Origin of the sequence: Kribbella sp. NPDC051952, assembly GCF_040680855.1 — a bacterium.
In the GTDB taxonomy this organism is placed as follows: Bacteria; Actinomycetota; Actinomycetes; order Propionibacteriales; family Kribbellaceae; genus Kribbella.
Map to the genome: position 1 here is coordinate 36176 of NZ_JBFAXQ010000022.1, position 24410 is coordinate 60585.

Consider the following 24410-nt stretch of genomic DNA (forward strand, 5'->3'; position numbering starts at 1 on the left):
AACTTAAGCCATACCCCGAAACCGCCTGCGCCCGGCACGTAGGCTGGGGTCGTGACAGCGACCGAAGAGGTGACTCAGACAGGGCTGGCGGACCGGTACGGCCGGGTCGCGACGGACCTGCGGGTGTCGCTCACGGACCGCTGCAATCTGCGCTGTTCCTACTGCATGCCCGAGGAAGGCCTCGACTGGCTTGCCAAGCCGGAGCTGCTCACCGACGACGAAGTCGTCCGCCTGGTCTCGATCGCCGTCACCCATCTCGGCGTCCGGGAGATCCGCTTCACCGGCGGCGAGCCGCTGCTCCGTCGCGGCCTGGTCGACATCGTCACGCGTACGACGGCACTGTCGCTACGGCCCGAGGTCTCACTGACCACCAACGGGATCGGCCTGGCCCGGCAGGCGCAGGCCCTCAAGGATGCCGGTCTGGGCCGGGTGAATGTGAGCCTGGACACTATTCGACCGGACACTTTTGTCCAGTTGGCCCGGCGGGATCGATTGAAAGATGTGCTCGCCGGTCTCGAGGCCGCACAGGCGGCCGGACTCACGCCGGTGAAGGTGAACGCCGTACTGATGCGTGGCGTGAATGAACTGCAGGCCGGTGAGTTGCTCGAATACTGCCTGGATCGCAGCTATGAATTGCGGTTCATCGAGCAGATGCCATTGGACGCGCAGCACGGCTGGAGCCGCGACACGATGGTGACCGCGGACGAGATCCTCGAGCAGTTGGTAGACCAGTTCGGCCTGGTACCGGCCGATGCGTCGACCCGGGGGAGTGCGCCGGCGGAGTCGTTCCTGGTGCACGGCGGGCCGCAAACCGTCGGCATCATCGCGTCGGTGACGCGGCCGTTCTGCGGTGACTGCGACCGGGTAAGGCTGACCGCCGACGGCCAGGTCCGCGACTGCCTGTTCGCCCGTACCGAGTCGGACCTGCGGACTGCTTTGCGCGGCGGTGCCGACGACGACGAACTGGCCGATCGCTGGCGGCGCGCACAGGCGAAGAAACTACCCGGCCACGGCATCAACGATCCGAGCTTCCTGCAACCCACCCGGCCCATGTCCGCGATCGGCGGCTGACGTCCATACCGGCCCAATCCGGAAATGTGCTTTTTCGCTACTGGTCTTTCACACCGTGAATGGTTCGATCTCGCGCAGGAATGATCTGCGGCCCAGGAAGTCGGACAGACTCTCCTTGTGTTCGTCGCAGGCGAGCCATGTCTTACGCCGGTCCGGGGTATGGATCTTCGGGTTGTTCCAGAGCAGCGCCCAGGTGGCCGGCTGCCCGCATCCCCTGGCTGAGCAGGTCGACGGGAGAGTCTCTTCAGTCATCGGATGACGTCCCTTTCAATGCCTTCGCCCGCCCCGCTGCCCCGGTCTTTCCTCTACCGCAAGCAATTGTTCCTGACCACTCAATTATCAATAGAGTGGGGAAAATGAAGCGACGTCGGACAGCCACGGGGGGAGCCGTCCGACGCCGCATCAAGTCCCTGAATTTCAGTGATGAACTTCAAGGCACGCGGGAGATTCTGACACGAATCAGTCCAAATTTTCCAGTCCCGGCACAGATCACTTTTCGGTGTCGGTCCGGCGGTCTGGATTTGGGTCCTGATCCGACGGTACGACGAGTGTCGGAGCCGGTCCGATCGCGGTCCGATCGGGCGCCACATACGCGTCCGCACCGGGGGTGCTGGAGGACCGGTGGGCGTTGGCGAGGACGACCGCGAAGTACGGCAACGCGATCGCACCGAAGACGAACGCCCAGCGCCACGGCGAGGGCGTGATCACCGCGAGCACGAAGCAGACGATGCGGATCGACATCATCCACGCGTACCGAACGATCCGGTTGTCCAGATCCTCGGATCGACCCGGTTGTGCGGTCGTCACAGAGATCACCGGCTCACCGGTCCGCTCAGAGCGTTTCGACATCTATCCTCCTCACCAAGAACAACGGTACGCCGCGCTCGTCGCCCAGGCGCAGCCAGGATGGAGAGGTACGTCTCATGACCGATCGCACCTACCGCGTGACCGAGATCGTCGGGACCTCGAAAGAAGGCATCGACCAGGCGATCACCAACGCGATCAGCCGGGCCGGCGAGACCCTGCGGCACCTGGACTGGTTCGAGGTGACCCAGATCCGCGGCCATGTCGTCGACAACCAGATCGACCACTACCAGGTCGGTCTGAAGGTCGGCTTCCGGCTCGAGGACTCCTGACCGCCCCTCGGGGTGGTGGCCGGGCCGATCCGCGATAGCGTTCCTCCGACTGGCGACGTGTGAGGAGGGCTTGTGAGCAGGTCTGTGTTGGTGACCGGTGGCAGCCGCGGTATCGGGCTGGCGATCGCGACCGCGTTCAAGGAGGCCGGTGACCAGGTCGCCGTCACGTACAACAGCAGCCCGCCCCCCGAGGGCTTCTTCGGGGTCAAGTGCGACATCACCGTCCAGGAACAGGTCGACGCCGCCTTCGAGGCGATCCAGGAGGAACAGGGGCCGGTCGAGGTGCTGGTGGCCAACGCCGGCATCACCCGCGACACCCTGCTGCTGCGGATGTCCGACGAGGACTGGGACGCGGTCCTGGACACCAACCTGACCGGCTCGTTCCGGGTCGCCCGCCGGGCCGCGAAAGGGATGCTGCGGCTGCGCAAGGGCCGGATCGTGTTCATCTCGTCGGTAGTGGGCATGCTCGGCTCACCCGGCCAAGTGAACTACGCCGCCAGCAAGTCCGGCCTGATCGGCATGTCCCGCTCGATCGCCCGGGAGCTCGGCAGCCGCGGGATCACCGCGAACGTCGTCGCCCCCGGGTTCGTCGAGACCGATATGACCGCGGTCCTGCCGGAGGAGACCCAGAAGCAGTACCTGAGCCAGATCCCGCTCGGCCGGTTCGGCCTGACCGAGGAGATCGCGAACGCGGTCCGCTGGCTCGCCTCCGCGGAGGCCGGGTACATCACCGGCGCGGTGATCCCGGTCGACGGCGGCATCGGCATGGGCAACTAACCCCTCTTACTCCATCTAGAAAGGGCATGCCGGTGGGCATCCTCGACGGCAAACGCATCCTGGTGGCGGGCGTGACGCTCGACTCCTCGATCGGTTTCGCGACCGCGAAGGTGGCGCAGGAACAAGGCGCCACCGTGCTGATCTCGAACTTCGGCCGGGCGCTCGGCATCACCAAACGGATCGCGAAACGCCTGCCGGTCGAACCGCCCGTCCTGGAGCTGGACGTCACGAACGCCGAGCACCTCGCGGCCCTGCCGGACGCCGTTCGCGAGCACGTCGACGGCCTGGACGGCGTCGTGCACTCGATCGCGTACGGGAACCCGGAGACCATCCTGGGTGGGAAGTTCCTGGAGGGGCCGTGGGACGACGTGGCCCAGGCGGTGCACGTCTCGGCGTACTCGTTGAAGGCGCTGGCCGTGACCTGTGCGCCGTTGATGAGCCGTGGCGGAAGCGTGGTCGGGATGACCTTCGACGCGACCGTCGCCTGGCCCGGGTACGACTGGATGGGTGTGGCCAAGGCCGCGCTCGAGTCCACGAGCCGGTACCTGGCTCGTGATCTCGGTGCCCAGGGCATCCGCTGCAACCTGGTCTCGGCCGGCCCGCTGAAGACGCTGGCCGCGAAGGCGATCCCGGGCTTCGAGAAGTTCGAGGGGCCGTGGCTGGATCGTGCCCCGCTGGGCTGGGATCCGTCCGATCTGGAGCCCACCGGCCGGACGATCGTCGGCCTGTTGAGTGACTTCTTCCCCGCGACCACCGGCGAGATCGTGCACGTCGATGGCGGCTTTCACGCGATGGGAGCGTAGAGATTGGCCACATCGCTGGTTGAGCTGCGCGTTCTGGACGGCGCCAACCTCTACTTCAGCCGTGCCGCCGTCAAGCTCACGCTCGACGTCTCGGCACTCGTCGACGCCCCGGCGCCGGCCGCCAAGGCCTACGGACAGGCGATCGGCCTCGGTGCCACCCGGCCCGGCCGGATCGGGTCCGGGTTCCGGCAGCGGTTCGCGATCCGGGTCGTCGGTCACGTCGTCCGACGGATCGCCCGGGAGGCCGGGATCGGCCGGATCGGTGTTCGGGTTCGCCCGGAGTCCGACGTACGGCGTCTGGTCGTAGCGTTCCCGTGGGCACACGAAGGTCGCGCGCGGGCGCTCGGTGCGGCAATTGCCGAGGTGCTGGATGCGTTCGGCACGGACGATCTGACCGACCTGATCGCGACCGTGGGCGACCGGGTCCGGGCCGAGCCCCCCGGGAACCCGCCGCCGACGCTGCGGCCGAAGGTGCCGCTGGTCGCGGTGACCGGTACGAACGGCAAGACGACGACCTCACGGATGATCGCGCACATCGGTCGCGCGGCCGGTCTGCATGTCGGTTGGTCCAGCACCGACGGCGTGTACTTCGACGGCGAGCTGGTGAAGTACGGCGACTACTCAGGCCCGAGTGGTGCCGCTCAGGTGCTGTCCCAGCCGGGGATCCAGCTCGCGGTCACGGAGACCGCCCGTGGCGGCATCCTCCGCCGCGGTGTCGGCGTGGTCTCGAATGATGTCTCGGTGGTCACCAACGTCACCGCGGACCACCTCGGACTCGGCGGCATCGACACGGTCGATCAGCTGGCCGAGGTGAAGGCAGTCATCACCCACATCACCCGCCCGCGGGGCTGGTGCGTGGTGAACGGCGACGATCCGCGGACGTTCGCGATGCGGCTCGGATCGCCGGCCAAGAGCTGGGTGTTCTCACGGGACGTCGATTCGCCGTCGATCCGGACCGTGCTGGACGAGGGCGGCCGGGCGACGACCGTACTCGACGGATTCATCACGGTGCTCGACCAGGCCGCGGACCCGGAGCCGTTGCTGAAGGTCGTCGACGTACCGATGACGCTGTCCGGGCTCTCGCACTACAACGTCGAGAACGCGCTGGCCGCCGCGTCGGCCGCGCTCGGGCTCGGGTTGCCGCGGGCGGCGGTGATCGAAGGGCTGAGCACCTTCGCGCCGAACGAGAACAACCCCGGCCGGATGAACATGTACTCGCTGCGCGACTTCACCGTGGTGATCGACCTCGCCCACAACGAGGCCGGCCTCGAGGCGTTGCTCGAGATCATGAACGGCGTCCGGGTCGAGGGTGGGCGGCTGATGCTGGCCCTCGGTTCGCCGGGTGACCGGGCCGACGAGATGGTCGCCGCGCTGGGTGCGATCGGGGCGCGCGGGGCCGATCGGGTGGCGATCGGCCACAAGACCGAGTACCTGCGTGGACGGCCGCCGGCGGAGCTCGAAGAGGTGTTCCGGGCGGGTGCCGCATCGGTGGGCGTGGACGACGTACCGGCGTACTCGACCGAGCTGGAAGCGGCGCAGGCGCTGGTCGCGGAGGCGAAGCCGGGCGATGTGGTCGCCGTGATGTCTCTGCAGGATCGGGCGAGTCTTGACGGCTGGTTGCGGTCCGAGGGAGCTACGGTCGACACAACGGAGACTTTGAAGGCCAAGGTCGAGAAGGCCCAGCACTAGCCCTGTCCGCCGAGGTTAGGGCGGAACGGGGTGTCATGCGGTACTTGTGGTCGATTCCGTCCGCGGTGCTCGCCTGGTTCGTGGGCGGGTTCGCGCCGACGTACCTGAAGGGGTTGCCGGACGGCGCGACGCTGTTCGTGCCGGCGCGGATCGACCTGCTGGTGCTGGGCGGATTCACCGGGGGAGTGCTGGCCGGGCTGCTGATCGCCCGGGTGCGGATCGCCGTACCGGTCGTCCTGATGGTTGCCGCGGGCATGTGGTGGCTGACCGGCAACGGCTGGTCGGACCGGTCGATGGTGATCACGTTGCTGGTGGCAAGCGCCGTCGGTGCGTTCTTCGGTGCCCTGGGCACCAGAAGCTCGGTGATCGCCGCGTTCGCGCTCGCGTTGCCGGTCGCCTGGTGTGCGCTGCGACCCGCCGGCGAGGTGGGGGACTGGCGCTGGCTGTGGCAGCTCAACGGCCTGCTCATCGGCGCCGGGCTCGCGCTGCTCCTGTACGTCGCCTGCTGGCGGCGCGGTTGGCGCTCGGTGGCCTCGTGGATCCCGCTGAGCGCCGTCTATCTGACGTCCTTCGGGGTCGTGGCCGCGATCAACCTGATCAGCAGCTCGACCGGCAAGCCGATGGACGCCGTCGGCGACGCCGCTACCGATGCCTTCTTCCAGTCGTACGAGCCTTTGCTTCGCGAGTACTGGCCATGGTTCGTCCTGGCCGTTCTCCTCGCCATCCCGATGGTCGTGCTCAAGCTGCGCGCCCTCCCGCCGGCGCCGCCTCCGCCCGACCCCTATTCGGAGAAGTCGAACGACGCGGTCCTGTCCGACGATCTCGACTGGATCGACCAGATCGAACCGCGCCGCCGACTCCTCCCTCGCAGGCAGCCCGAAGGCGCATCGGAGAACGCCCTCTGACCCGAGCCCCTACCTCGGCGCGGCTGCCAGCTTTCCGGCGGCGTTGACGGGGGTCACCGAGGCGACCTTGGCGTCCTTGGCCGGGATCAGGTACGAGAAGAAGCGCAGCTTGTCCGTGGCGGGCGTGCCGACGGCGTCGGCGACGTACGTCTTGCCGCCGGACTTGATCCGCACCTTCCGGGCGTCGGCCGAGGTCGCGCCGACCACCAGGGTGAAGTCGAGCAGCTTCTCGCTCTTCTCCTTGGCGCGCGCCGGTGCGACGTAGAAGGCGCTGTGCTGACCGGGCTTCCAGTCGTCGAAGCACACGTAGATCCGGCCGAAGCTGGTCGCCGGGCCCTCGTCGGTGACGATGCAGCCCTGACGGGAGAACGCGAGTACGCCGTACTCCTCGGTCGGGATACTGCCCTTGGCGATGTAGTAGGCCTTGGGCCGGTAGGCGTTGGCGTCCGGCAGCTTCGTGAACACCTCGGCCGACCACGGCGGCGGCATGACCGTTTTCGAGTCACCTTCAGCCGTGGACGGACCTATCACGACTGGAGATGGGACGGGAGAGCCCGGACTCGGCGCGACCGACGGGACTGTTACGACCGGCGGCGCGAAGCCGGCCACGCCTGGCTCACCGCCGGCCGAATGGAGTGAACCCAGCAGCGGTCCGACCGCGACAGCGGCGGCGGTCACGGTGGCGGCGCCCACCACGATCAGGCCGCCGCGGCGGCGTCGGCGGCGCTGGATCCGGAGCCGGATCGGAGCTGCCGGGTCGATCGGCTCCGGCCGGTCCTCGGTCAGTACGGCGAGTTTGGTGTTCAGGTCGTCGGTCATGCGATCCCCCTCCCGGCCAGTTCGGCCAGTTCGTCAGGTGTGGTGAACGTGGTATCGGTGCGGAGTGCTTCCAGACCGCGGCGGGTGTGCGACTTGACCGCGCTGATGGAGCAGCCGAGAAGCTCTGCGACAGTGCGTTCGGACAGATCCTCGGCGTACCGGAGATAGACGGCGGCGCGTTGCCGCGGGCTGAGCCGGGCCATCGCCTGCCGGAGCGCGAGTCGCTCCTCGACCTGTGCGGTGGCCGGGCCGACGGCGGTGTCCGGCGGAATCTCCGTCGGACGTTCGCCGATCCAGCGGCGGCGCCGGCCGGACAGGAACGTCGTGGTGACGATCTTGCGCAGATAGGCTTCCGGGCTCCCACCGCTCAGCTTGCGCCAGTGGAACCACAGCTTGGTGAACGCTTCCTGGGCCAGGTCCTCCGCCTGCTGATGGTCCAGGGTCAGCGCGTACGCGAGCCGCGCGGTCGCAGTCCAGCGAGCCCGCACGAAGTCGTCGAAGTCGTCGGCATCTCTCATCGGCATCCTTCCTCCACCCCCTGAACGCCTTGGCCAGCGTTGCAGGGTGACAGGTCAGCCGAGAATTCAGCCCAGGAGCTTCTGGGCGAGCCAACTGCCGGGCTGGAAGCCCGGGGGGAGGGCGAAGACGGCTGAGCCGATGGTGGTGGTCCATTCGTTCAGGGCGTCGACGGCGTCCAGGCGGGCGAGCAGCGGGAGGAACTGGCCGGCGACGTCGGCCTGGTGGCTGAGGAAGATCAGGCCGGACTCGCGGGTCGCGCCGGTGTCGTGGACGTAGTTGAGGCCCTTGCGGAAGATCCGGCGGCCGTCGTTCTCGGTGTGGTGGGAGAGGCGGGCGTGTGCGTTCTCCGCGATCACCAGGCGGCCGTTCGCGTCCCGGGCTTCGAGATCGAGTTCGTCGTGCTCGGCGGTGCCGGTGAGGGGTGCGCCGGTGGAGAGGTTGCGGCCGACGGCGCGTTCCTGTTCGGACCGGGTCAGCTCGTCCCACGTGTCGAGGTTCATCCGGATCCGGCGTACGACGAGTGTCGTACCGCCACGGAACCACTCGGGACCGTCGGTCGACCAGACCGTGCTGTCGAACTCCGGCGTACCCACGGCCGGGTTGCCGGTGCCGTCGACCTGGCCGAACAGGTTCCGACCGGTGACGGGCTGCCCGTCGGATCCCGTGTTGTTCCAGAATCCGGTCTGCCGCCAGGCGGGTGTGGCGAACGGCTTGGCGTCCGCCACCAGCCGTCGTACGGCGTGCACCACGCTGACCGGATCGTCCGCGCCGACCAGCACCAAAAGATCTCCACCCGACCAGGCAGCGTCCAGCCGGTCATGCTTCATCACCGGCAGGTCGTCCAGCCCTGGCGGCTTGTTCCCGGTCAGCTCGAACACACGCGGCCCGAACCCGACCGTCACCGTCAACGCGACATTCCCGATCGCCAACTCCGGCGCGGTGTCACCCGGCGCCGGTCGGCCGGAGGCCAGCGCGACGATGTCGTTGGTCCACAACCGCATCAACCGCCCGAGCCCGGCCTTGTCTGTCGCCAGCCGAAACGCCACCAACTCGGCGTGCCGAGGCGAGGCGGCATTGATCCCCACCTGATGCTCGCCGTACGGTTCAATCGCCCGCACGGGAGGCATCTCAAGATCGTTGTGCAGGGCAACCACGGCACCACCCGTGGCGGCAGCACCCGCGGCAGCAGCGCCGGCGTACCCGAAGAACTGTCGTCTCGTGGTCACTGCGGCGTGGGGTGGTAGTGCTCTTCTTCCTCGGTGAACGCCTTCACGGGAACCTTCAGGTCATGGGTGGTGCCGTCGGAGAACTTCAGCGTGAGGGGAAGCTCATCGCCTGGCTTCAAAGGGGTTTTGAGCGACATCAGCATGATGTGGTCGCCGCCGGGGGAGAGGTGGCTGTGCGAGCCGGCCGGGACGGTGATGCCGCCGGCCTTCTCCTGCATCACCATCTTCCCGTCCTTCATCGCCATCTCGTGCAGCTGGACCACGCCGGCCACCGGAGAGGTTGCCGAGGTCAACTTGACGTCCGCGTCCTTGGGGTTGGTCAGCGACATGAACGCGGCCGTCATCGTGGTGTCCTTCGCCCCGACCGTCGACCGCACCCACGCGTCCTCGACCAGCACGCCCGGCGTACTCACCGCGGCCTCCCTGGTCGCGGGCTTCGGGTCCGCGGATCCACAGGACGACACCAACAGCGGGAGTACGACGACCAGCGCGGCCGTCAGCAACTTCGTCTTCACGCCCACCCAACGACGCTTGCCCCAGGCAAGTTCCCGCTACTCGACCGGAACCTCCTCGTCCGGCTGGACGAAGTCCGGATCGCCACCCTCGTCACCCGAACGGGCGCCGGCCTGGGCCAGATGCGACACCGACTCGAGCTCGGCGAGCACGGTCTGGTGCTGGTCGACGCACAGTACGACGAGGTCGCCGCGGTTGGACCGGGACAGCGCATGCCGGACCGCGGTCAGCTCGTCGAGCACGGTGTCGACCTGCCGACAGCGAGCGCCCTTCTCCATGGCGCCGCGGACACCGGCCTCGATCAGCGTCGCCAGCTCACCCCGCTTCCGCCCACGCAGCCGGGCGTCCTCACGGATGATGACCACGTCGAAGTGTTGCGCCGCGACCTCACCCAGCTCACGGATGTCGTCGTCTCGCCGGTCGCCCGCGGTCGCCACCACTCCGATCCGCGACGGCCGCCCGAGCTCCGACGACGCACTCAGGCTCTCGCCGAGCTTGTCCACGAAGTCACCGAGCATCCGCATCGCCGGTGCATTGTGGCAGTAGTCGACGATCACCGTCCGTCCGTCGACGTCGATCTCGTTCAACCGCCCCGGCGACAGGTAGTACGACGTACTGAACGTCCGCAGCCCCTGCCGGATGTCGTGCAACGGCGCACCCGCCGCGAACGCCGCCGCGGCCGCCGCCATCGCGTTCTGCACGTTCATCATCGCCCGCCCACCGAACGTTGCCGGCAGCAAGTGAGTCCACGCCAGCTGCATCGACCGCCGGCCGTGCTTCACCACGATCATGTCGCCGAGGTCCGACCGCTCCAGCACGACCGCCCGGCCACCGCGCCGGCAGTGCCCCTCGATGTAGTCGCGCACCTCGCTGCCCGGCTCGGCCACGGTGAACCACACGACCTGGCCTGAGCACTTCCGCCGCATCTTCCGGACCAACGGGTCGTCGGCGTTCAGTACGGCGTACCCCGTCCGCGGCACCGCCTCGACCAGGACCGCCTTGACGTCGGCGAGTTGCTCGAGGGTGTCGATCCCGCGCAGACCGAGGTGGTCCGGCTGGACGTTGAGTACGACGGCGACGTCGTTGCGCTCGTACCCGAGTCCCTCCCGCAGGATCCCGCCGCGGGCCACCTCGAAGACCGCGAAGTCGACGCGCGGGTTCTGGAGCACCATCCGGGCGGACTTCGGCCCGGACGCGTCGGCCCGGATCACCAGCCGCTCGTCGATCACGATGCCGTCGGTCGACGTCATCCCGACCTTGCGGCCGAGGCCCTTGAAGACATGGCTGATCATCCGCGACGTGGTGGTCTTCCCGTTCGTCCCGGTCACCGCGATGATCGGGATCCGGCTGGTCGCACCGGGCGGGAACAGCATGTCGACGACCGGCTTGGCGATGTACTGCGGTTCGCCGATGGTCGGGTTCGTGTGCATCCGGAACCCGGGTGCCGCGTTCACCTCGCAGATCGCGCCGCCGGTCTCACGCACCGGCTGGGTGATGTCCGGGCAGATGAAGTCGATCCCGGCGATGTCGAGCCCGATCATCCGGGCCGCCTCCTCGGCGATCTCGACGTTCTCCGGGTGCGCCTCGAAGGTGCGGTCGATCGAGATGCCACCGGTGGACATGTTGCCGGTGAGCGTCAGCTTCACCATCACGTCCTCGGGTGGTACGTCGTCCAGCTCGAAACCCTGGCTGCGAACAAGCCCGCGGGCCGCGGCGTTGATCGTGATCCGGGTCAGGATCTTCTCGTGGCCGACACCGCGCCGGGGATCGGCGTTGGTGATGTCGACCAGCTCGGCGATGGTGTGGATGCCGTCGCCGACCACGTGCGCGGGCACGCGCTCGGCGATCGCCTCCATCCGACCGTTGATGATCAGGCAGCGATAGTCCTTGCCGGTGACGAAGTTCTCCACGATCACCGAGCCGCGCCGGGACTGCTCGGCCGCGATCGGGAAGGCCTCGCGGAGCTCCTCGGCATTCCGCAGGTTCAGGCAGACGCCACGGCCGTGGTTGCCGTCGAGCGGCTTGCACACCACCGGGTAGCCGATCTTGCCTGCGACGATCACTGCTTCATCGACCGTGCGTACCGATTCCGACCGCGGCACCGGGAGACCGGCCGACGCCAGCAGGCGGGTGGTCAGGTCCTTGTCGCTGGCCACGTCGACCGCGATCGATCCGGTCTCGGACGTCATCGTGGCGCGGATCCGCTTGGCGTGCACACCCTGACCGAGCTGCACGAGACTGGCCTTGTTCAGCCGGATCCAGGGGATGTCGCGGGACACCGCCTCGTCCACGATCGCCTGGGTCGACGGGCCGAACGCGCTCCGCTCGGCCTGCTTGATGAACTTCTCCAGCTCGGTGGTGAAGTCGAAATCGGCGGTCGGCTGGACCAGGTAGTTCACGAACCGGACCGCCAACTCACCGGCGGCCAGACCGACACCCTCGTCGGCGTACGAGTAGACGACGTTGTAGCGGCCGGGCACGCCCTTGACCTGGCGGGTCTTGCCGCGGCGCATGTCGTGGCCGGCCTCCTGCTGGAGCTGCAGCGCGACGTGCTCGGCGATGTGGCCGAGCCAGGTGCCTTCCTGCAGGCGCTCGATGAAGCCACCCCGGCGGCCGCGCGAGCAGTGGTGCTGGTCCAGTCGCGGCAGGTACTCGAGCAGCTTCTCGGTGAAGCCCGGGATCGTGTTCGACGGGAAGTGCTCCAGCGATCCCAGGTCGACGGTCAGATGGATCGCGGGGTCGTAGCTCCACACGTTCGGCCCACGGTAGACCCGGGTCTCGATGATCTTCAGGTCCGGAGCGGGAGCGCCAACGGTCGGTACTTCGGTGTCGGTCATGTGGATCCACTGTCTGCTTGCGGGCTGTCGGGGTGGCTGAGCTCGGCGCCGGCCGTGATCGGCTCGGTCGCCTCCGGTCTGGACTCCCCGGCGGCCGCGGACTTCTTCGTCGTACGGCGTCCCGCCCGCCGCTTGCGCTCCGCGTAGTACTTGGGTGACACCCCCTCGGCCGCGATCTCCTTGGCCAGCTTGCGCAGATCCGCCTCGGCGGCCTCCATCTCCGCGATCTCCGCGGCCGGCGGCTGCTTGCCGTAGGACAGTAGGACCCGCGCCTGCAGGTCGAAGGTCGAGGTCGACGGCAACACATGCAGTACGACGCCGGACGCCAGGATGGGCTCGGCCCGGCCGGCGTAGTGGGCGTTCGACGTGAGCCGGCTGCCGTCGAAGATCGTCACCGCACCGCGGCCGACGACCTCCAGGTGGTTCCCGCGGAACACGGCCGCGGTGTCCTCGTCGATGCCGATGCCGAGCAGGCCGGGGGACTGGGCGACCAGGGACAGCAGCCGGCCGTAGCGGTTCCGCTGGGCGAAGTGCTGGTCGACGATCGCACCCTGCACCAGGCCGAGGCCGCCGGCGAGCTGACTCATCCGCTGCCGCGGGGTCGCACCGGACCGGCCGAACGCGATCATGTGCTCGGCCAGGATGCTCGCGCCGGCCGACGTGCCGCCGACCGCGGCGCCGCGGGCGTGGGCAGCGGTGACGGCCCGGCCGAACGCCGTACCGGTGACGACACCGGCCAGCTTGAGCTGGTTGCCGCCGGTCATGAAGATCCCGGTGGCGTCGCTCAGCGGCTCGAGGAACGCCGGATCGTCGGCGTCCTCCCGATTCTCCGGGCGAACGCCGACGACGGTAGCGGCACCGAGGGCCGCGAAGAGGGCGCGGTACACGTCGATGACATCGGGTCCGAGCGCGGACGCGGTCGGCACGACCACGATCCGCGCCTTCGGCCCACCAGCGGCCTCGACGAACTCCTGCAGCACCGTCCGTTTCTTCAGCTTGTCCTCGGCACCACCAATGGCGAACAGAGCCCCGGGTCCCGTGCTCGGCCCACCTTGCAGATCAGACATAGCCGAAGAATAGGTGCTGCCTGCCTCAGTGACCGAACGTGAACCAATTGACGTTCACGAAGTCGGCCGGCTGACCGCTCGTGAAGGTGAGATAGACGTCATGTACGCCGGTCACCGCGCTGATGTTCGCCGGTACCGACCGCCACGATTGCCAGCCACCGGTGTTGGCGATCGCGAAGCTGCCGATGGGCGCGTTCGACCGGCTGTCCAGCCGCACCTCGACCAGACCGCTCACCCCGCCGGCCGCTCCGGAGGCGACCCGGGCGACGAACTGGTGCGCTGCGGAGCTGCCGAAGTCGATACCGGAGTAGCGGGCCCAGTCGCCGTTGCCGACCTGCATCAGGTTCTGGCCGCCGCCGGTGTCCGACGTGGTCTCGACGCCCGTACCGGACTGCTGCTGGGACGACTCGGCCTGGATGGCGCTGTACGCGCTGCCGCCGCCACCCGGAGGGGGAGTGGTGGGCGGCGGGGTGGTTGTCCCACCACCCTTCGACGTCACGGCCACGTAGTCCACGACCATCGGCCGATCCGGCACGGTCTCGGCGCGCGGGGTCGGGCCGTTCAGCGCATCCGGGAACGCACCGCCGATGGCGACGTTCAGCAGGACGAAGTACCCGGCGTGCGAGGCCATGTTCGCCCATGTGTCGGCCGGTAGCTGGCCCTGACTCACGGAGTGGAACTGCTGTCCGTCGACGTACCAGCGGAACTGGTTCGGCGACACGCTGGTGTCCCACTCGAACCGGTAAGTGTGGAACGCGGACTGGCAGGACGAGCCCGGGCACGCGCGGCTGGTGCCGAGGCCGGTGGTCTCGTTGCACGGGCCGCCGGGGTTCACGCCGCAGTGCAGCACGCCCCAGACGGAGTTGATCCCGTTGACGTTCTCCATGATGTCGAACTCGCCGATACCGGGCCAGTTCCAGTAGTTACCGCGGTACGGCGCGCCCAATGCCCAGAACGCCGGCCAGTATCCGAGGGCCGCGTTGCCGGTGACGTTGGGCATCTGGATCCGGCTCTCGATCGCCAGTACGCCGCCGGCCGGCGGCTTGAAGTCACTGCGTTGACTCTCGACCCGGCCCGACGTCCAGTTGCCGGCGCCGTCGCGGCGTGGGGTGATCAGCAGGTTGCCGGAGCCGTCGAGGGCGAGGTTGCTGGTGCTGTTCGTGTAGTTCTGGATCTCTCCGGTACCCCAGTTACCCGGACCGCCCGGGTAGCCGTGGCCGGTGTCGATGATCCAGTTGGCGCCGGACGGGAGCGCGCCGTTCGGCCCGTTGAAATCGTCACTCCAGACAGTGCTCCAGCCGGCCGGGGGAGTCGGGACACTGGCCTGCGCCGCGACGGCCAGGGCACCGGTGACCAGGAGTGGGGCGAGCAATGCGGCAATGAGGGGGCGGGTTCGCATAGCGACCTCCAGGGATGTGGTGGCTCAATGAGAGCGCTCTCACATCAACGTGTCAACAGCTCGTCACACCCCGGAATCAGAGATACAGGCGGTAGACCGTCGTACTGCGTCGTACGCGTAGGCCGAGGCGCTCGTACATGGCCAGCGCGCCGGTGCCGGAGTGCGTCCAGAGGATCAGGCCGCGCAGCCCGCGCTGGAGGAATGCGGCGGAGGTCTGATCAAGCATCGCCCGCGCAAGGCCCTTGTTCCGCTGGTCGGATCGGACGGCGACCTGCTCGACATACCCCTCGTCGCTGCCGGGGAGATCGAGGGCAAGGACCGCGCCGACGAGTTCGTCACCGGCGTACGCGAGCGTCGTCGCGTCGGGCAGGAAGGTGTCGCGCTCGACGGTCAGCTCGACCCATTCGTCGTACGGCTTCCGGCGCGGCTGGAAGGCGGAGAAGGCGTCCTCGATCAGCTCATGGACGTCATGCGACCGCGCCGGATCGTAGGTGCCGAACCGGATGCCGTCAGGCAGTTCCCCCGGCTCTACCGCGACGAGCGGTCGCTCGAGCAGCCAGTTGGTCGCGAGTACGTCGGCCCCGCGAGAGAGCAGCAGATCCGTCCCGGCCTTGTCCGCGTCGTCCACGGCCTGGCCGATCCAATCCGTACCAACCTCGCGGGCCCGGGCCACGGCCCAGTCGAGCAGCCGCGTCCCGATCCCTTGTCCGCGGTACGACGGGTGCACCTCGATCTGGACGCGCTTGCCCAGATGCACCCACACCCATCCGGCCAGGTCGCCGTTCGGTGCGAGCACGAGGAGGGTGTCGCGGGCGAGGTCGAGTTCGGGCCGGCGCAGATCCGCCGCGACCTGGTCCGGGACCGTTTCGGCCTGTCCGTGCCAGCCGAGCTCCGCGGTCTCGATCAGTCGGTACATCGCCTCGGCGTCGGCGCTGGTCGCCGCTCGGGTCGAGAACTCCATGACCTGATAGTGACGTACAACCACGCGATCCAGCCGGATTGCGGGCGGCTCAGGCGGGATTGTCGGCGTCCGCGGCTTCGACTTCCTCCCGGCTGATGCCGAGCAGATAGAGGATCGTGTCGAGGTAGGGGACGCTCAGGTGGGTGTCCGCCGCGGCCCGGACGACCGGCTTGGCGTTGAACGCGACGCCGAGCCCGGCGGCCGCGAGCATGTCGAGGTCGTTGGCGCCGTCGCCGATCGCGACGGTCTGGGTCAGCGGCGTACCGGAACGCTTGGCGAACTCGCGCAGGGCGGTCGCCTTGCCGGGCCGGTCGACGATCTCACCGATGACCCGGCCGGTGAGCCTGCCGTCGGCGATCTCGAGCTCGTTCGCCTTGGCGTAGTCGATGCCGAGCTCGGCGGCCAGCTTGTCGGTGATCTGGCTGAAACCACCACTGACGATGGCGAACTTGTACCCGAGCCGCTTCAGCGTCCGCACCAGGGTGCGTGCTCCGGGTGCCAGCTGGATCGCGTCGTACACCTCGTCCAGGGCCGACACCGGCAGGCCCTCGAGCCGGGCGACGCGGTGCCGCAGCGACTCGGCGAAGTCGAGCTCGCCGCGCATCGCCTGTTCGGTGACCGCGGCAACCTCCTCCAGCCGGCCGGCGTGCAGGGCGAGCATCTCGATCACCTCGCCCTGGATCAGGGTCGAGTCGACGTCCATCACGATCAGCCGCTTGGCCCGGCGGTAGAGACCACCGTCTTGTACGGCGACGTCGAGCCCTTGCCGAACGCCTTCCAGCGCGAGCACGGTCCGCAGCGCTTCCGGGTCGGCGCCGGAGACGGCGATCTCCATCGCGGTGACCGGGTAGCGCGCCATCCGGCTGATCCGGTCGATGTTGGCGCCGGTGTCGGCGATCCGGCCGGCGACCGCGGCCAGCCCCGCGGCGGTCAACGGGTGACCGATCACGGTCACCTGGCTGCGGCCTTTCCGCCGTGGTTCGTTGTCGCCGACACCTTTCTTCACCGAGATGTCGACGTCCAGAACGTCGGCCAGCGCCTTCAGCTCTTCCTTCAGCCGCTTGTGATCGCGCGGCGCGGACAGCAGTACGCCGAGCACCAGCCGGCCCCGGAGGACGACCTGTTCGGCGTCGATCACCTCGAGCCCGCGGGTGGCGATCGTCGAGAGCACAGCGGAAGTCAGGCCCGGTCGGTCGGTTCCGGTCAACGTGACCAGCACCGTCGGGCGATCGGGCGAGTGCGTCTCGAGCTCAGCCTGTTCATTCATGGCAGCACAGACGCTACCTACATCGGCTGTCTGTCCGCTGTCCGGTCCACATCTCAATCGTTGACAGGTGGTGCACAGGCCGCGACCAGGGCCCGGCGTGCGGCCGCCGCGAGGTCCAGCAGCGTACGGCGGCGTGCGTCAGCCTCAGCGCCCGTGACCGCGGCGCCGTCGTCCTCGAGGGCCGCATCGGCGATCGCGAGACAGCGCCGGGCGGTCGCTGCCGCCTTCACTGCCCGTGGTTGATAGCCGGGGGCAAGGTCGTCGTTCCGGCCGCTGCCGATCTTCCGGATGTCGATCAGCGCATCCGCGACCTCCGGCTTCCATCGCGCGACGTCGAGTGCTGCCAGCGATTCGGCCGCGTCGATCAACGCGAGCCGCAGACCGCGATCCGCCTCGCCGAGGTCGGCCGGCAGCGGACTCGAGGCCGGCAACACGGTCCACTGCACAGCAGGACCGACGTACGCCGGAACGAGTCCGAGCTCGGTGCCCGTGAGTACGACGGCCTCGCCCGTTTCCAATGCGGCCTCGTTGAACGACGGGGGACCGGCCAGCCCGATCGGATCGCCCGGGACCGGCAGCGCGAGGTGGGCCTGGGTGGCGCCCGCGGCGCGCAGGAGGTTCAGTGCGACCGGCAACGTGGCCGGCTCGGGATGCCCGGCCAGACCGGCCACGTGGTGACCGACGTCGTCGCCGAGGATCTTCAGTGCGGCGGTGTCGGGGTCGCAGGCGCCGGTCAGCATCGCGTTCGTCCAGACCGTGAACCGGACGGAGGCGGAGGTGGTCAACACGCCCGACAGTCTCCCATCACCGTCCTGGTCGAACGACTCGGGCAGGGTGGCCACGCAGCGCGCGAAGGCACCCCGTAGGTTTTGAGCATGACTGGTGTGGTGGAGCTGGCCGGGGTGTCGATCGTCCGGGGTGGGGCGCTACTGCTCGACGGGATCGACTGGACTGTGGACGAGGCCGATCGGTGGGTTGTGATCGGACCGAACGGTGCCGGCAAGACGACCCTGCTGCAGATCCTGGCCGCCCAGATCCACCCGACCACCGGTGTGGTCGGACTGCTCGGTGAGGTCCTCGGCGCGATCGACGTCTTCGAGCTGCGGCCGCGGATCGGACTCACCAGTGCCGCATTGGCCGACCGGCTGCCGAAGAGCGAGCGCGTCGCGGATGTCGTCGTCTCCGCGTCGTACGCCGTACTCGGCCGGTGGCGCGAGGAGTACGACGAACTGGACCACCAGCGGGCCAAGGAACTCCTGGCCGAGCTGGGGATCGCGCACCTCGCGGACCGGACCTTCGGCACCTTGTCCGAGGGTGAGCGGAAACGGGTCCAGATCGCCCGCGCGTTGATGACCGACCCCGAATTGATGCTGATGGACGAGCCCGCGGCCGGTCTGGACCTTACGGGTCGCGAACAGTTGGTCCGGTCGCTCAGCTCGATCGCGACCGCCGTCGGTGCACCGGCGATGGTCCTCGTCACCCATCACGTCGAGGAGATCCCGCCCGGCTTCACCCACGCGCTTCTGCTCAAGCAGGGACGCGTCGTTGCGGCCGGTCCGATGGACCAGGCCCTCACCGCCGAGACCCTGAGCGACACCTTCGACCTGGCCCTCTCGCTGAAGCAGGAGGACGGCCGGTACGCCGCTCGCGCGCTCTGACGGCACTGATTGACTGCGCCTCCGCGCGGATCCCGTGACCAACCAGACGCGTCCAACCTCCACGTGAGTCCCCGAACGTGGATAGAGTTGGGAAATGATGGATTGGCTGCGGGACAACATGTGGGCTGCCTGGCTCGTGATCGCCGCTGCCCTGGGTCTGGCGGAGCTGGCGTCGCTCGACTTCACCCTGCTCATGCTGGCGGCCGGCGCGCTCACCGCTGCTGGGGTTTCAGCCATCTTCCCTGGTCTGCTCTGGCTGCAGATCGTCGTCGGCCTGGTAACGGCTGCCGCGATGCTGGCCGCGATCCGTCCGTTGCTCGTCCGCAAGATGCATCACGGCGGTGAGCTCAAGACCGGATCGGCCCACGTGATCGGCCGGACCGGCACCGTCGTCAAAGAGATCCACCCCGACGGCGGCGGCTCGATCCGGCTGAACGGTGAGCTCTGGACCGCACGCCCGTACGACGAGGTCTCGACGATCGAGCCCGGGACGCGCGTCGAGGTGATGTCGATCGACGGCGCGACGGCCGTCGTCTACCCGGTCGGCGACCCGTTGCACCACCAGCTGAACAGCCCCGAGCCGCAGCAGAATCCGGGCCAGGACCCGAAGCCGACGGACCCGCCGCAAAGCTGATCCAGGCCTGAGCCGGAGTTGAGCCGGAGCTGATCCCGGGTTGAGTTCGAACCGCCCCTCACGCGGAGTACTGTCGGAAGTGGGGACGGCGGAATTTACCTGTGTGATCAGGCAGCCGACGCGCCGGGAACCGGCTCGTCGCGTGGACCGTCGATAGGAAAGACTGTCCGTCCAGAGGCATAGGTCTAGTGGAGGCTGCAGTGGCGTTCCTCATAGTGCTGGCGTTGGTCGCCTTGTTGGTGATCGTGACGCTGATCAAGTCTGTCCGGGTGGTGCAGCAGCAGACCGTCGGGATCGTCGAGCGGTTCGGCAAGTTCAAGACCGGGCTGCAGCCGGGCCTGAACCTGCTGACCCCGTTCATCGACAAGGTCCGCTACACCATCGACATGCGCGAGCAGGTGGTCGCGTTCCCGCCCCAAGGTGTCATCACCGAGGACAACCTGATGGTGTCGATCGACTCCGTCATCTACTTCCAGGTGAACGACCCGGTCCGGGCGACGTACGAGATCTCCAACTACATCCAGGCGATCGAGCAGCTGACCATGACGACGCTGCGAAACATCATCGGTGGCATGGATCTGGAGCAGACGCTGACCAGCCGTGAGGAGATCAACGAGAAGCTCCGCTACGTGCTGGACGAGGCGACCGGCAAGTGGGGGATCCGGGTCAACCGGGTCGAGCTCCGCTCGATCGACCCGCCGCCGTCGATCCAGGACTCGATGGAGAAGCAGATGCGCGCGGACCGCGACAAGCGCGCCGCGATCCTCACCGCAGAAGGTATGCGGCAGTCGGCGGTTCTGTCCGCCGAGGGCCAGAAGCAGTCCGCGATCCTCACGGCCGAAGGTGACAAGCAGTCCCGGATCCTGCGGGCCGAGGCCGAGCGGCAGGCGCGGATCCTGAAGGCCCAGGGTGAGGCGCAGGCCATCACCACGGTCTTCAACGCGATCCACGCCGGCAAGCCGGACCAGGGTCTGCTCGCCTACCAGTACCTGCAGATGCTGCCGTCGATCGCTCAGGGCGACGCGAACAAGCTCTGGATCGTGCCGAGCGAGATCGGCGACGCACTCAAGGGTCTGGGCAGCGCGGTCGGCCAGGTGGCCGGTATCGCGCAGAAGGCCGAGGGCGACTGGCACGCGCCGGAGCTGTCGAACGGCGAGGTGGCCGAGCTCGACACGGCCGCGGCACCGGCCGCGGTGGCCGAGGCCGACAATGCGGTGCGCGAAGCGATCGCCGCCGCCGAGAACGCAGCGGTCGGCAACCGGGGCCAGATCCCGACCACGCCAACCACGGCGCCGGCTCCCGGCCAGGAGCCCCCGGCCGTGGAACCGCCGCAGCGCTGACAAGCCGAGCACGACACAAAGCCTTCCTGGGTTCGCCCAGGAAGGCTTTCTGTTTGTTCAACGGACGGACCGGTGCGCGCGGAAGGCTGACAGGTGCGTAAAGTCTGGCATCGATGACATGGTTCGAGGCGCTGTTCGTCCTGGTGGCGGGGATAGGCGCAGGCACGATCAACGCTGTGGTGGGGTCGGGCACGCTGCTGACGTTCCCCGCCTTGCTTGCCGTCGGCATTCCACCGGTGCTCGCCAATGTCAGCAACACCATCGGCCTCGCGCCCGGCACGGCCGCCGGCGCAATCGGCTACCGGCGTGAGCTGGAAGGCCAGCGCGGCCGGATGATCCGGCTGATCCCGGCGTCACTGCTCGGCGGCATCGTCGGTGCGGTCCTCTTGCTCACCCTGCCCGACTCGGCCTTTCACGCCGTCGTACCGGTCCTGATCCTGCTCGGCTGTCTGCTGGTCGCCTTCCAGCCGTGGCTGTCGAAGTGGATCAGTACGCCGTCACATCTGCACCGAGGCGCGTGGTGGGTGATCCCCGCGGTGTTCGCCACCGGTATCTACGGCGGGTACTTCGGCGCCGCGCAAGGCGTGCTGCTGATGGCCATCCTCGGCCTCGGCCTGGACACCAACCTGCAGCGGATGAACGGCCTCAAGAACGTGCTCGCGACGGTCGTGAACAGCATCGCCGCGGTGCTGTTCATCATCGTCCACGACGTCGACTGGCTGGCCGCCGGGCTGCTCGCGGTCGGCTCCACGATCGGCGGTTTCCTCGGTGCCCGCTACGGCCGCAAGCTCCCGCCGATGGCGTTGCGCGGACTGATCGTCTGCATCGGCATCGTCGCCATCGTCACGATGGTGTTCTGACCCGCAGCCCCTCGAGCAGCAGCTCGAGCCCGTAGTCGAACTGCTCGTCGCCACCCGTCGTCCGGGCCAGCTCCGGCGCGAGCTCGACCACCGACGGGAACTCGCGCGCCGACAACGACTCCATCGTCGTCCGGAGCCGTCGCCACGCCTCCGGATCACGCCGCTCGGCCGCCATCTGGATCTCCCAGGACGTTGCCCCGAGCACATACGTGAAGAGCGTGGTGTGGGTCCGCGCCGCCGTCTCCGGGTCGAACCCGGCAGAACGCAGTACGCCGAGCAGGCCTTCGGCCACCCGGGCCGTCTCGTGGCCACTCAACGGCCGGCCGGAAAGTAGTTGCGCAAGGCAAGGGTGTTGCAGCATCAGCAGCCGCAACGACCGGCACACCGCCCGGACCTGGCCGGGCCAGTCCTCGTCCCGCGGTACGTCGGGCAGCAGGCCCATCAGGTGGTCCCGGACCGCGTCGTACAGCTCGTCCTTGTTACGGAAATAGGTGTAGAGCGCCATCGGACCGACACCCAGCTCGGCGGCGACGCCGCGCAGACTGAACGCGTCGGTGCCCTTGGACTCCATCAGCTCGAGTGCGGTCCGCACGATCAGCTCGGAGCTCAGCGTGTTCCGGGGCGTGCGCGCCATGTGACCCATCTCCCTTCGATCCTCATAACGTACAGTGTATAGTACGGTGTATGCGAGCCATTCAGATCACCGAGTTCGGCGGGCCTGAGGTATTGAAGGTCAGCGACGTTGCGGAGCCGGTCGCCGGCGAGGGGCAGGTGCTGATCACCGTCGATCGCGCCGGCATCAACTACGCCGACACGCATCAGGTCGAGAACAGTTACCTGTCCAAGACCGAGCTTCCGCTGATCCCGGGCGGTGAGGTCGTCGGCCACACCGCCGACGGTCGCCGAGTCGTCGCGCTGGTCGGTTCGGGTGGGTACGCCGAGCAGGCTGTCGCGCACGCGCCGTACGCCTGGGATGTGCCGGAGGGCGTCAGCGATGGCGATGCGCTCGCACTCGTACTGCAGGGCACCACTGCCTGGCACCTGCTGAGGACCTCCACCCATCTGCAGCCGGGGGAGTCCGTCCTGGTGCACGCCGGTGCCGGTGGCGTCGGATCGCTCGCCGTGCAACTCGCGAAGCTCTGGGGCGCCGGCCGCGTGATCGCGACCGCGTCGTCGGAGGAGAAGCGCAAGCAGGTGCTCGAGCTCGGTGCGGACGCCGCGATCGACGGTACGCCAGAAGGCCTGAAGGGCCGCATCATCGAAGCGAATGGCGGCAAGCGCGTCGACATCGTGCTCGAGATGGTCGGTGGGCCGACGTTCGACGAGTCGTTCTCCGCGCTGGCCCGGTTCGGCCGCCTGGTCACCTTCGGTGCCGCGTCCCGTGAGTCCGCCGCACCGATCGACCCGAGCCGGTTGATGAAGGGCTCGAAGACCGTCGCCGGTTTCTGGCTGGCCGACTGCTTCGGAAACCCGGCGTCGCTCGGCGACCCGCTCACCGAACTGTTCGACCTGACCGCGGGCGGCAAGCTCCGCCCGATCGTCGGCGGCGAGTACGCACTGACCGACATCGCCACCGCCCACGAGGACATGCGAGCCCGCCGGACCGTTGGCAAGCTCGTGCTCGACCCAACTCGCTGAAACCCCTTGGAGACAACGCTATGACGATTGCAGTAGAGAAGGTTCTGTACACCGCCCACGCCACCGCCCAGGGCGGTCGCGACGGCAAGGTCGCCACGAACGACGGCAAGCTCGACGTCACCGTCGCGCCGCCGGTCGAGATGGGCGGCAACGGCAAGGGCACCAACCCCGAGCAGCTGTTCGCGGCCGGCTACGCGGCCTGCTTCCACAGCGCGCTGAAGCTGGTCGCGCGGAAGGCCCGCCAGGACGCCGACGGCTCGACCGTCGAGGCCGAGGTCGGCATCGGCCCGATCAACGGTGGCGCCGGCTACGGCCTTGAGGTCACGCTGGTGGCGAGCCTGCCCGGCGTCGAGCGTGCGGTCGCCGAGGAACTCGTCGCCAAGGCCCACGAGGTCTGCCCGTACTCGAACGCCACCCGCGGCAACATCAAGGTCGACCTCAAGGTCGCCTGAGCTGTCAGTCCATCCGCGTGAGCGCCTGTTTCAGCAGACTCTGGGTCGCTGAGACAGGCGCCGCCGAGATGGTCAGCCCCTCCATGATCGCGACGTACTCGTCGACCTCTTCGAGCTTGTCCAGGTACAGCGCACTGGCGGCGTGCTCGATGTAGACGATGTCGGGCAGGTCGCCTTCGGGGAACCGCAGGATGCTGAACGCACCGCCGGCGCCCGGATACCCGACACTGCTGAACGGCATCACCTGCAGGGTGATGTTCGGCTGCTCGGCCCACATCATCAGGTGCTCGATCTGGGCCCGCAGGACCTCTTCGCCACCGACCGGCCGGTGCAGCACGGATTCGTCGATGACGACCCACAGCCGGGCCGGCGTGGCCCGCTGCAGGATCTGCTGCCGGTTCCTGCGCAGATCGACCCGCTGGTCGATCTCCTCGTCGGGCTGGTACGACTTCCCGAGCTGGACGACGGCGCGCGCGTAGTCCTCGGTCTGCAGCAGACCGGGGACGAACATCACCTCGTACGTCCGGATCAGCGTCGCCGCGACCTCGAGGCCGACGTAGTTGGTGAACCAGCTCGGCATCACGTCGCCGTACCGGGACCACCAGCCGGGGTTGTTCGCGGCCCGGGCCAGCTCCATCAGCCGGAAGCGTTCCTCCTCGTCGGCCATCCCGTAGAGCTCGAGCAGGTCGCTGACATCGCGTTCCTTGAACCCGACCCGGCCGAGCTCCATCCGGCTGACCTTCGACTCCGAGGCACGGATCTGCCAGCCCGCGTCGGCACGGCTGATGCCGGCCGACTCCCGCATCCGCCGCAGCTGTCCGCCGAGCATGATCCGGAGC

The 24410-nt window shown here is 68.4% G+C and carries 26 protein-coding genes; 12 read left to right on the forward strand and 14 right to left on the reverse strand.

The features are described 5' to 3' along the window. Window positions 1-51: 51 nt before the first annotated feature. Window positions 52-1071, forward strand: a complete 1020-nt coding sequence (gene moaA / locus AB0L70_RS32025; protein ID WP_363690510.1) for a GTP 3',8-cyclase MoaA — start codon at window positions 52-54, stop codon at window positions 1069-1071. A 48-nt stretch (window positions 1072-1119) separates the two neighbouring features. Here moaA and AB0L70_RS32030 read toward each other — a convergent pair whose 3' ends face one another. Both AB0L70_RS32030 and AB0L70_RS32035 read right to left on the reverse strand, forming a co-directional pair. Next, complete coding sequence (locus AB0L70_RS32030; protein ID WP_363690511.1) at window positions 1120-1323, reverse strand: hypothetical protein; 204 nt, start codon at window positions 1321-1323, stop codon at window positions 1120-1122. A 237-nt stretch (window positions 1324-1560) separates the two neighbouring features. Continuing rightward, a complete protein-coding gene (locus AB0L70_RS32035; RefSeq protein ID WP_363690512.1) occupies window positions 1561-1920 on the reverse strand; it encodes a DUF3099 domain-containing protein in 360 nt (119 codons plus the stop codon). A 74-nt stretch (window positions 1921-1994) separates the two neighbouring features. Between AB0L70_RS32035 and AB0L70_RS32040 the strand changes: the two genes are divergently transcribed. The 5 genes from AB0L70_RS32040 to AB0L70_RS32060 all read left to right on the forward strand — a co-directional run bounded on the left by AB0L70_RS32040 (window position 1995) and on the right by AB0L70_RS32060 (window position 6381). Beyond that, window positions 1995-2207: a dodecin gene (locus AB0L70_RS32040; RefSeq protein WP_363690513.1), complete on the forward strand. Its 213-nt coding sequence runs from the start codon at window positions 1995-1997 to the stop codon at window positions 2205-2207. 72 nt (window positions 2208-2279) lie between these two features. Beyond that, entirely contained in the window at window positions 2280-2984 is a 705-nt protein-coding gene (gene fabG / locus AB0L70_RS32045; protein WP_363690514.1) for a 3-oxoacyl-[acyl-carrier-protein] reductase, read from the forward strand. A 26-nt stretch (window positions 2985-3010) separates the two neighbouring features. Next, window positions 3011-3787, forward strand: a complete 777-nt coding sequence (gene fabI, locus AB0L70_RS32050) for an enoyl-ACP reductase FabI (protein WP_363690515.1) — start codon at window positions 3011-3013, stop codon at window positions 3785-3787. A 3-nt stretch (window positions 3788-3790) separates the two neighbouring features. Further along, the gene (locus AB0L70_RS32055; RefSeq protein WP_363690516.1) at window positions 3791-5476 is read left to right on the forward strand and encodes a Mur ligase family protein; all 1686 of its coding nucleotides are present in this window, start codon (window positions 3791-3793) and stop codon (window positions 5474-5476) included. Between the two features lie 35 nt (window positions 5477-5511). After that, window positions 5512-6381 (forward strand): hypothetical protein, encoded by an 870-nt coding sequence (locus tag AB0L70_RS32060; protein WP_363690517.1) that lies wholly within the window; start codon window positions 5512-5514, stop codon window positions 6379-6381. Window positions 6382-6390: 9 nt separating this feature from the next. On the opposite strand, the gene AB0L70_RS32065 is transcribed toward AB0L70_RS32060, so the two are convergent. The 10 genes from AB0L70_RS32065 to AB0L70_RS32110 all read right to left on the reverse strand — a co-directional run bounded on the left by AB0L70_RS32065 (window position 6391) and on the right by AB0L70_RS32110 (window position 17777). Further along, a complete protein-coding gene (locus tag AB0L70_RS32065) occupies window positions 6391-7200 on the reverse strand; it encodes a hypothetical protein (RefSeq protein ID WP_363690518.1) in 810 nt (269 codons plus the stop codon). Further along, window positions 7197-7718: a SigE family RNA polymerase sigma factor gene (locus tag AB0L70_RS32070; RefSeq protein ID WP_363690519.1), complete on the reverse strand. Its 522-nt coding sequence runs from the start codon at window positions 7716-7718 to the stop codon at window positions 7197-7199. Before AB0L70_RS32070 ends, AB0L70_RS32065 begins: the two co-directional genes overlap by 4 nt. A gap of 66 nt (window positions 7719-7784) precedes the next feature. After that, entirely contained in the window at window positions 7785-8945 is a 1161-nt protein-coding gene (locus tag AB0L70_RS32075) for a Dyp-type peroxidase (RefSeq protein WP_363690520.1), read from the reverse strand. Continuing rightward, the gene (locus AB0L70_RS32080; protein WP_363690521.1) at window positions 8942-9466 is read right to left on the reverse strand and encodes a copper chaperone PCu(A)C; all 525 of its coding nucleotides are present in this window, start codon (window positions 9464-9466) and stop codon (window positions 8942-8944) included. The genes AB0L70_RS32075 and AB0L70_RS32080 overlap by 4 nt, the downstream gene beginning before the upstream one ends. A 30-nt stretch (window positions 9467-9496) precedes the next feature. Further along, window positions 9497-12295: a cyanophycin synthetase gene (gene cphA, locus AB0L70_RS32085; protein ID WP_363690522.1), complete on the reverse strand. Its 2799-nt coding sequence runs from the start codon at window positions 12293-12295 to the stop codon at window positions 9497-9499. Next, window positions 12292-13362, reverse strand: a complete 1071-nt coding sequence (locus AB0L70_RS32090; RefSeq protein ID WP_363690523.1) for a cyanophycinase — start codon at window positions 13360-13362, stop codon at window positions 12292-12294. Before AB0L70_RS32090 ends, cphA begins: the two co-directional genes overlap by 4 nt. Window positions 13363-13387: 25 nt before the next feature. Then, a complete protein-coding gene (locus AB0L70_RS32095; RefSeq protein WP_363690524.1) occupies window positions 13388-14761 on the reverse strand; it encodes a glycoside hydrolase family 16 protein in 1374 nt (457 codons plus the stop codon). 76 nt (window positions 14762-14837) lie between these two features. Beyond that, on the reverse strand, window positions 14838-15722 hold the full coding sequence (locus tag AB0L70_RS32100; protein WP_363690525.1) for a GNAT family N-acetyltransferase: 885 nt from the start codon (window positions 15720-15722) through the stop codon (window positions 14838-14840). A gap of 49 nt (window positions 15723-15771) precedes the next feature. Continuing rightward, window positions 15772-16989 (reverse strand): phosphoserine phosphatase SerB, encoded by a 1218-nt coding sequence (gene serB, locus AB0L70_RS32105; RefSeq protein WP_363690526.1) that lies wholly within the window; start codon window positions 16987-16989, stop codon window positions 15772-15774. 53 nt (window positions 16990-17042) lie between these two features. Next, window positions 17043-17777, reverse strand: a complete 735-nt coding sequence (locus AB0L70_RS32110; RefSeq protein ID WP_363690527.1) for a hypothetical protein — start codon at window positions 17775-17777, stop codon at window positions 17043-17045. 87 nt (window positions 17778-17864) lie between these two features. On the opposite strand from AB0L70_RS32110, the gene AB0L70_RS32115 reads away from it, so the two are divergent. From AB0L70_RS32115 to AB0L70_RS32130, 4 genes are all read left to right on the forward strand, one after another. Further along, a complete protein-coding gene (locus AB0L70_RS32115; protein WP_363690528.1) occupies window positions 17865-18647 on the forward strand; it encodes an ABC transporter ATP-binding protein in 783 nt (260 codons plus the stop codon). A 94-nt stretch (window positions 18648-18741) separates the two neighbouring features. Further along, window positions 18742-19281: an NfeD family protein gene (locus AB0L70_RS32120; RefSeq protein WP_363690529.1), complete on the forward strand. Its 540-nt coding sequence runs from the start codon at window positions 18742-18744 to the stop codon at window positions 19279-19281. A 200-nt stretch (window positions 19282-19481) separates the two neighbouring features. Then, window positions 19482-20621: an SPFH domain-containing protein gene (locus tag AB0L70_RS32125; RefSeq protein ID WP_363690530.1), complete on the forward strand. Its 1140-nt coding sequence runs from the start codon at window positions 19482-19484 to the stop codon at window positions 20619-20621. A 113-nt stretch (window positions 20622-20734) separates the two neighbouring features. Next, window positions 20735-21481, forward strand: a complete 747-nt coding sequence (locus tag AB0L70_RS32130; protein ID WP_363690531.1) for a sulfite exporter TauE/SafE family protein — start codon at window positions 20735-20737, stop codon at window positions 21479-21481. Here AB0L70_RS32130 and AB0L70_RS32135 read toward each other — a convergent pair. Beyond that, on the reverse strand, window positions 21465-22115 hold the full coding sequence (locus AB0L70_RS32135) for a TetR/AcrR family transcriptional regulator (protein WP_363690532.1): 651 nt from the start codon (window positions 22113-22115) through the stop codon (window positions 21465-21467). The two genes, AB0L70_RS32130 and AB0L70_RS32135, sit on opposite strands and share 17 nt — an antisense overlap. A 50-nt stretch (window positions 22116-22165) precedes the next feature. Here AB0L70_RS32135 and AB0L70_RS32140 point away from each other — a divergent pair, with 50 nt between their 5' ends. Beyond that, window positions 22166-23119, forward strand: a complete 954-nt coding sequence (locus AB0L70_RS32140; RefSeq protein ID WP_363690533.1) for a zinc-binding dehydrogenase — start codon at window positions 22166-22168, stop codon at window positions 23117-23119. A 20-nt stretch (window positions 23120-23139) separates the two neighbouring features. After that, window positions 23140-23571: an organic hydroperoxide resistance protein gene (locus AB0L70_RS32145; protein ID WP_363690534.1), complete on the forward strand. Its 432-nt coding sequence runs from the start codon at window positions 23140-23142 to the stop codon at window positions 23569-23571. 4 nt (window positions 23572-23575) lie between these two features. Here AB0L70_RS32145 and AB0L70_RS32150 read toward each other — a convergent pair whose 3' ends face one another. After that, on the reverse strand, window positions 23576-24400 hold the full coding sequence (locus AB0L70_RS32150; protein ID WP_363690606.1) for a helix-turn-helix transcriptional regulator: 825 nt from the start codon (window positions 24398-24400) through the stop codon (window positions 23576-23578). Window positions 24401-24410 lie beyond the last annotated feature (10 nt).

Bases quoted from the DNA above. Each gene is read 5' to 3' on its own strand.
- AB0L70_RS32060 (WP_363690517.1), top strand. From the start codon at position 5,512: ATGCGGTACTTGTGGTCGATTCCGTCCGCGGTGCTCGCCTGGTTCGTG.
- AB0L70_RS32150 (WP_363690606.1), bottom strand. From the start codon at position 24,400: ATGCTCGGCGGACAGCTGCGGCGGATGCGGGAGTCGGCCGGCATCAGC.
- AB0L70_RS32035 (WP_363690512.1), bottom strand. From the start codon at position 1,920: ATGTCGAAACGCTCTGAGCGGACCGGTGAGCCGGTGATCTCTGTGACG.
- AB0L70_RS32065 (WP_363690518.1), bottom strand. From the start codon at position 7,200: ATGACCGACGACCTGAACACCAAACTCGCCGTACTGACCGAGGACCGG.
- AB0L70_RS32100 (WP_363690525.1), bottom strand. From the start codon at position 15,722: ATGGAGTTCTCGACCCGAGCGGCGACCAGCGCCGACGCCGAGGCGATG.
- AB0L70_RS32115 (WP_363690528.1), top strand. From the start codon at position 17,865: ATGACTGGTGTGGTGGAGCTGGCCGGGGTGTCGATCGTCCGGGGTGGG.
- fabI (WP_363690515.1), top strand. From the start codon at position 3,011: ATGCCGGTGGGCATCCTCGACGGCAAACGCATCCTGGTGGCGGGCGTG.
- serB (WP_363690526.1), bottom strand. From the start codon at position 16,989: ATGAATGAACAGGCTGAGCTCGAGACGCACTCGCCCGATCGCCCGACG.
- AB0L70_RS32120 (WP_363690529.1), top strand. From the start codon at position 18,742: ATGATGGATTGGCTGCGGGACAACATGTGGGCTGCCTGGCTCGTGATC.
- AB0L70_RS32145 (WP_363690534.1), top strand. From the start codon at position 23,140: ATGACGATTGCAGTAGAGAAGGTTCTGTACACCGCCCACGCCACCGCC.
- AB0L70_RS32135 (WP_363690532.1), bottom strand. From the start codon at position 22,115: ATGGCGCGCACGCCCCGGAACACGCTGAGCTCCGAGCTGATCGTGCGG.
- AB0L70_RS32070 (WP_363690519.1), bottom strand. From the start codon at position 7,718: ATGAGAGATGCCGACGACTTCGACGACTTCGTGCGGGCTCGCTGGACT.
- AB0L70_RS32130 (WP_363690531.1), top strand. From the start codon at position 20,735: ATGACATGGTTCGAGGCGCTGTTCGTCCTGGTGGCGGGGATAGGCGCA.
- AB0L70_RS32030 (WP_363690511.1), bottom strand. From the start codon at position 1,323: ATGACTGAAGAGACTCTCCCGTCGACCTGCTCAGCCAGGGGATGCGGG.
- AB0L70_RS32040 (WP_363690513.1), top strand. From the start codon at position 1,995: ATGACCGATCGCACCTACCGCGTGACCGAGATCGTCGGGACCTCGAAA.
- AB0L70_RS32090 (WP_363690523.1), bottom strand. From the start codon at position 13,362: ATGTCTGATCTGCAAGGTGGGCCGAGCACGGGACCCGGGGCTCTGTTC.
- cphA (WP_363690522.1), bottom strand. From the start codon at position 12,295: ATGACCGACACCGAAGTACCGACCGTTGGCGCTCCCGCTCCGGACCTG.
- AB0L70_RS32140 (WP_363690533.1), top strand. From the start codon at position 22,166: ATGCGAGCCATTCAGATCACCGAGTTCGGCGGGCCTGAGGTATTGAAG.
- AB0L70_RS32095 (WP_363690524.1), bottom strand. From the start codon at position 14,761: ATGCGAACCCGCCCCCTCATTGCCGCATTGCTCGCCCCACTCCTGGTC.